Genomic DNA, 5,094 nt, shown 5'->3' on the forward strand with positions numbered 1-5,094 from the left:
TCTAAAGCTAATTTAATCTCTTGGATCGTCTGGATTTTATAAAGAAGATAAAAATTGATCTATTGTGTAGATGACTTCAGGATTCTGAGTAAGCTTTGAAGTGAAGTTATAAAATATATTTTTATCAAGAGAGTATAGGCTAAATAAAGATCTCTCTTTTGAGCTGGTATGGTAAAAAATCGGCCCCGTAAAATTAAAATTCTTGTTAGTCTATTTTCACTTCTGCTTCATACCTATTTCTATGAGAAGATTGCAAAATTTCATGTTGTGAAAATATTTTGCCATTGCAATTTAGATAGTTATCGTTTTTAGTTTTACTATTTTTTATGTTTTTTCTTCATGAAGAAGAATCTTTTCCTTTACCAAAGTCGCGTTGAAAGTTTTCATTATCTGCTGAACGTGGTGATCATTCAAAATTGTTTTTTCTGCTTCCATTTGGCGACTTAGAGCTATTTTTTTAGTGATAGCAGAGGGAGGTGTGTCTCTGGAGTTTTTGCTGATATCAATTTTTATACTGATGGATCGATTAAAATATTTGCTTACTGCTTCTTCTATTCTTTGGATTTGTGTTTTTTGTAATAAGGGTTTTTGTTTGGGATCTAAAGTAAAATGCAAATGTGTTTTAGTTTTTTGGTTGAGAGTGCATTGTTGTGCTAAAGCAAGAGCAGCACCTGTCAAATTTAATTGAGGTAATAGTTCATACCATTCTTCAGATGATATCGAAGAATGCGTTGAGCTTCTGCTGTGTTGAGATAGTTTATTTTGAATGACTGGTAACATTGATTCCGGGTAAAAGGCAAGCATTCGTAATAGCGTCATTTCAAATCCTATTTGTTCGTTGGGAGAATAGGGTAAATCTCGTTGCCCTGATAAGCCAATTTGATAAAAAAGCTGTACATCTTCACTGTGCAGGAGGTTTGCTAGCTGACGTAGTCGTTCATGATCGTTTTCAATTTGAGCGTCAGGAACCGCTTGAAGCATAGCAATTTGATGAAGTAAGGTCAATAATTCGCTAAGAGCATTAGAAAAATCAGCTCCCTGTTGGGATAGTTTGTTAATAGATCTCAGCAGATCATTTCCCTTTTTTCGGGTAAGGGCTTCTAGGATATCAAACAATAAAGTCGGTTCAGTAATTCCAAGCATACTCTTCATATCAGCTGTAAGGACCTTCCCATTCCCATAAGCTATTCCTTGATCTAAAAGATTTAAAGCGTCACGAATACTTCCATTAGCAGCTCGAGCTAATAGATCTAGTGCGGTCTTTTCAAATTCAATCTTTTCTTTTTGTAAAATACTTTGACAATGCGCGGTAATTTGGTCAGGTAAGAGTGGGGTGAGGTGAAACTGTAAGCAGCGGGATAAAATAGTTATGGGTAATTTATGATGCTCTGTAGTAGCAAAAATAAATTTAACATGGCTAGGCGGTTCTTCCAGAGTTTTTAATAAAGCGTTAAAGCTATGACCCGAAAGCATGTGAACTTCGTCAATTAGATATACTTTAAACAGGCCTTTCGCTGGTGCATATTGAACGTTATCCAGTAGCTCCCGCATATCTTCTACTTTGGTGCGAGAGGCCGCATCTATTTCAAAGAGATCTGGAAATCGACCAGAATCGATTTCCTTGCAACTTCCACAGATATTACAAGGATTAGTAGTAATGCCTTTTTCACAATTAAGACATTTAGCGAGTAGTCGCCCTAGAGTCGTTTTACCTACACCTCGGGTACCGGTGAATAAATACGCGTGATGGAGATATTGTTGATTAAGAGCGTTACTTAGAGTTTGAATAATTGATACTTGACCGATTACTTCTTGAAAGCATCGAGGACGCCATTTTCGTGCTAAGACTTGATGAACCATGGATTTATTCCTAAAAAAGCAGCCACAAAAGCCCTCGAACCTTTCGGCACCCAAATCCACCGTTACCGTTGCTCCCTTCCGGGCCTAGCGGGGTTTACGGTAATTTGTCGCGAAGGGAAGACTTCCGTGGCCACCGAGAACTCAGTATACATATCGTATCATATTCTAAATCTTTATTATCATATTCTAAATCTTTTTTTGTAAACTAAAATTGACAGTAGAGATAGATGTTCTATCTCTTTTTTACGACTCTAGTTAGATCTAGATAGCCGGAGAGGGAGGGATTCGAACCCTCGGTACGGGGTTAGCGTACACACGATTTCCAGTCGTGTCTCTTCAACCACTCGAGCACCTCTCCTGTTGTGTTCGCAATATTTTATTTTAAATATTTTTAGATTAATATTAAGTAATTCAGATTAAACTAGAATCTCCATAAGTGCAATAATTTATTCCGCGTAGACTTATGTGTTTACGGTAGTGTGGTACGTTTTAGGGAGACTTTTGTAAAGTAAGCTGAGTTAGAGCAAGCTTACTGCTGAAAATTTTACACAATTTTCTAAAAAAGTAGTATAAATATCTAATTTTAAAAAATAGCTCGTCGAAGGATTTGGAAATATATCTCAGAAAGATTATCGAGATCTGCAATAGCAATATTCTCATTAACGTGATGAGCGGTCTTATTAACAGGCCCTAGTTCAACAACTTCACAACCAGCAGCAGCTAAAAATTGACCATCTGAAGTTCCACCATATGTATTGGGTTCAGTTTCACGCTGATAAATTTCCTTAATGGTTTCACAGGTGATGGCTGCTAATTTACCATTCCCACTAAAAAAAGGTTGTCTGGAGAGGTTCCATTTGATCTCATATTTGAGTTGTTGTTTGTCAAGAATCATTTCAAATTTTTTTTGAAGTATTTCTGGAGATTGGATAGGTGAGAAACGAAAATTAAATTTGGCTGTTAATTTTGATGGAATGATATTAGTGGCTCCACCATCTGCTTCAATATGATAAAACTGCAATGAAGTAGGGGTAAAATAATCATTTCCTTGATCCCAAGTCGTTTTTGTTAAAATATCAAATGCTTGAAAACAGCAATGAATGGGATTATTAGCTAAATTTGGATAGGCGATATGGCCTTGCTTGCCGAAAATAGTAAGGTAACCGTAAAGTGATCCCCGACGGCCTATTTTAATGGCATCACCCAAGGTTTTATTGCTACTGGCTTCACCCACAATACAATAATCTATTTTGATATTTTTTTTTTGTAAATATTCCACTACCTTACGGGTTCCATTTTTTGCTAAGCCTTCTTCATCACTGGTAATGATGAATCCAATTGTACCGTTATGATCGGGGTATTGCTTAATAAATTTTTGGGCAGCAACGACCATAGCAGCTAACCCGCTTTTCATGTCAGCAGCTCCTCGGCCATAAAGATACCCATTTTTTTCTGCAGGAGTGAAGGGAGGAGACACCCATTGTGTTTCATCTCCAGGTGGGACAACATCAGTGTGACCTGCAAAAATAACGAGCGGTGAGCTTTTACCGTGCCAAGCCCATAGATTATTAACTTCTGCAAAGGGTAAACGTTCATATTGAAATCCTTTGGAGGTTAAGTGCTTAATTAAAATGTCTTGACAACCAGCATCATGGGGAGTAATAGAGGGACGTTCGATAAGTTGTTTCAAAAGTTTTAATGTATCGCTCATACTAATTTTCGCGTAAAAGTTCATTTATAGAAATTTTATTTCGAGTTTTTGTATCCACCTGTTTAATGATTATGGCGCTATATTGGTTGTAATTTCCTTCTAAAGAAGGCAGGCTTCCCGATATAACTACAGAACCAGCAGGAATTCGTCCGTAAGTAATTTGTTTGGTGAGTCGATTATAAATCGGAGTACTTTGGCTGATGAACACACCCATAGAAATAACACTACCTTTTTCAACAATAACTCCCTCTACAATTTCAGAGCGTGCACCAATGAAACAGTCATCTTCAATGATAGTAGGATGTGTTTGTAAAGGTTCAAGAACTCCACCGATACCAGCACCACCAGAAAGATGAACATTTTTTCCAATTTGTGCGCAAGAACCCACAGTAGCCCACGTATCAATTAAGCTTCCTGAATCGATATAGGCACCAATATTTATATAACTTGGCATAAGTACTATATTTTGAGCTAAATAAGCACCTTTTCGTATAATTGCATTGGGAACAATGCGGATCTTTCGTTTTCTGAATTCCGCTTGGTGATCATTCTTTAAAGGGATTTTGTCATAGAAGGAGGCGTAACTTCCTTTAAAAATTTTGAGAGGTTCGATTTTAAAATAAAGTAAAATAGCCATTTTTACCCATTCATTAATACTCCAATGTTCATTACGTTTTTCAGCAATACGAATTTCTCCTCGATCAAGTAGTTCGATAGTTTGATGTACAGCTCTACGAATTTTGTTCGGAGTAGTGTTAGTAGTAAATTCATCTTTATTATGATAAGCCTCTTTAATAAGGCCTTGGAGGTCAGTCATTAGGTATTTCTTTGGTTGATGTTGCCGATCATATAATAACAGATATTCTTCTATTAAGATATAGAAAAAGTATTGTGTTCAGTAAATTCTCTATCTTAGGTTTTTCACCTAAAAAATAAATAAAGTCTTCTTGAGTAAGGAAGATCTGTTGACGCATTTTAACATCGACAGTATTATCTTCTCTTGCTTAAGATCGGGGTATAGCGCAGTCTGGTAGCGCGCCTGCTTTGGGAGCAGGATGTCGGGGGTTCAAATCCCTCTACCCCGATTTAGAAGCCAAGAAAAAAGACAAGAAGTCATTTTGTGATCAATCTTTCATTTGAGTTTGATTACTCTAATTTAAACTAGACCCTCAATTGTGGTTACATCATTGTAACTAATTAACTATGCGCCCGTAGCTCACTCGGATAGAGCATCGGCCTTCTAAGCCGAGGGTAGTAGGTTCGAATCCTACCGGGCGTGTTTCAGAACAGTGAAGGCAAAGTAGTATTATAAACTTAGAATAATGATTCATCTTAGAATAATTATTCATTGTAGTATGAAGTAAAGGAGTTAATAATGGATGTAGTTCAGTTGATAGAGTCTTAAATTGTAATTCCGGTTATATCTATCGTGAGTTCAAAAAGTCCCATCATCGTTCAGTATATTTTAATCTTACTACCTTAGGTCTCATTAGGTCTAAACTCCTTTTGGAGAAGAGAGATAC

3 protein-coding genes, 3 tRNA genes and 1 other RNA gene are annotated in these 5,094 nt (G+C 36.7%); 2 read left to right on the forward strand and 5 right to left on the reverse strand.

All coding sequences use genetic code 11. The features are described 5' to 3' along the window. Positions 1–324: 324 nt before the first annotated feature. From dnaX to dapD, 5 genes are all read right to left on the reverse strand, one after another. Complete coding sequence (dnaX, locus tag CLERM_RS03300) at positions 325–1,860, reverse strand: DNA polymerase III subunit gamma/tau (protein ID WP_102157170.1); 1,536 nt, start codon at positions 1,858–1,860, stop codon at positions 325–327. A gap of 26 nt (positions 1,861–1,886) precedes the next feature. Continuing rightward, an RNA gene (gene ffs / locus CLERM_RS03305) (signal recognition particle sRNA small type) lies at positions 1,887–1,984 on the reverse strand. 146 nt (positions 1,985–2,130) lie between these two features. Further along, positions 2,131–2,218 (reverse strand) — tRNA-Ser (locus tag CLERM_RS03310). A 225-nt stretch (positions 2,219–2,443) separates the two neighbouring features. Then, positions 2,444–3,571, reverse strand: coding sequence for a succinyl-diaminopimelate desuccinylase (gene dapE / locus CLERM_RS03315; protein WP_102157171.1), 1,128 nt, complete (start codon positions 3,569–3,571; stop codon positions 2,444–2,446). 1 nt (position 3,572) lies between these two features. Then, positions 3,573–4,388 carry a 2,3,4,5-tetrahydropyridine-2,6-dicarboxylate N-succinyltransferase gene (dapD, locus tag CLERM_RS03320; protein ID WP_102157172.1) on the reverse strand — a complete coding sequence of 272 codons (816 nt, stop codon included), beginning with the start codon at positions 4,386–4,388 and terminating at the stop codon, positions 3,573–3,575. Positions 4,389–4,582: 194 nt separating this feature from the next. On the opposite strand from dapD, the gene CLERM_RS03325 reads away from it, so the two are divergent. Both CLERM_RS03325 and CLERM_RS03330 read left to right on the forward strand, forming a co-directional pair. Further along, a tRNA-Pro gene (locus CLERM_RS03325) sits at positions 4,583–4,656 on the forward strand. A gap of 120 nt (positions 4,657–4,776) precedes the next feature. Further along, positions 4,777–4,850, forward strand: a tRNA-Arg gene (locus tag CLERM_RS03330). The last annotated feature ends 244 nt before the right edge of the window (positions 4,851–5,094 follow it).

It is taken from the genome of Coxiella-like endosymbiont, assembly GCF_002871095.1.
Taxonomy (GTDB): Bacteria; Pseudomonadota; Gammaproteobacteria; order Coxiellales; family Coxiellaceae; genus Coxiella.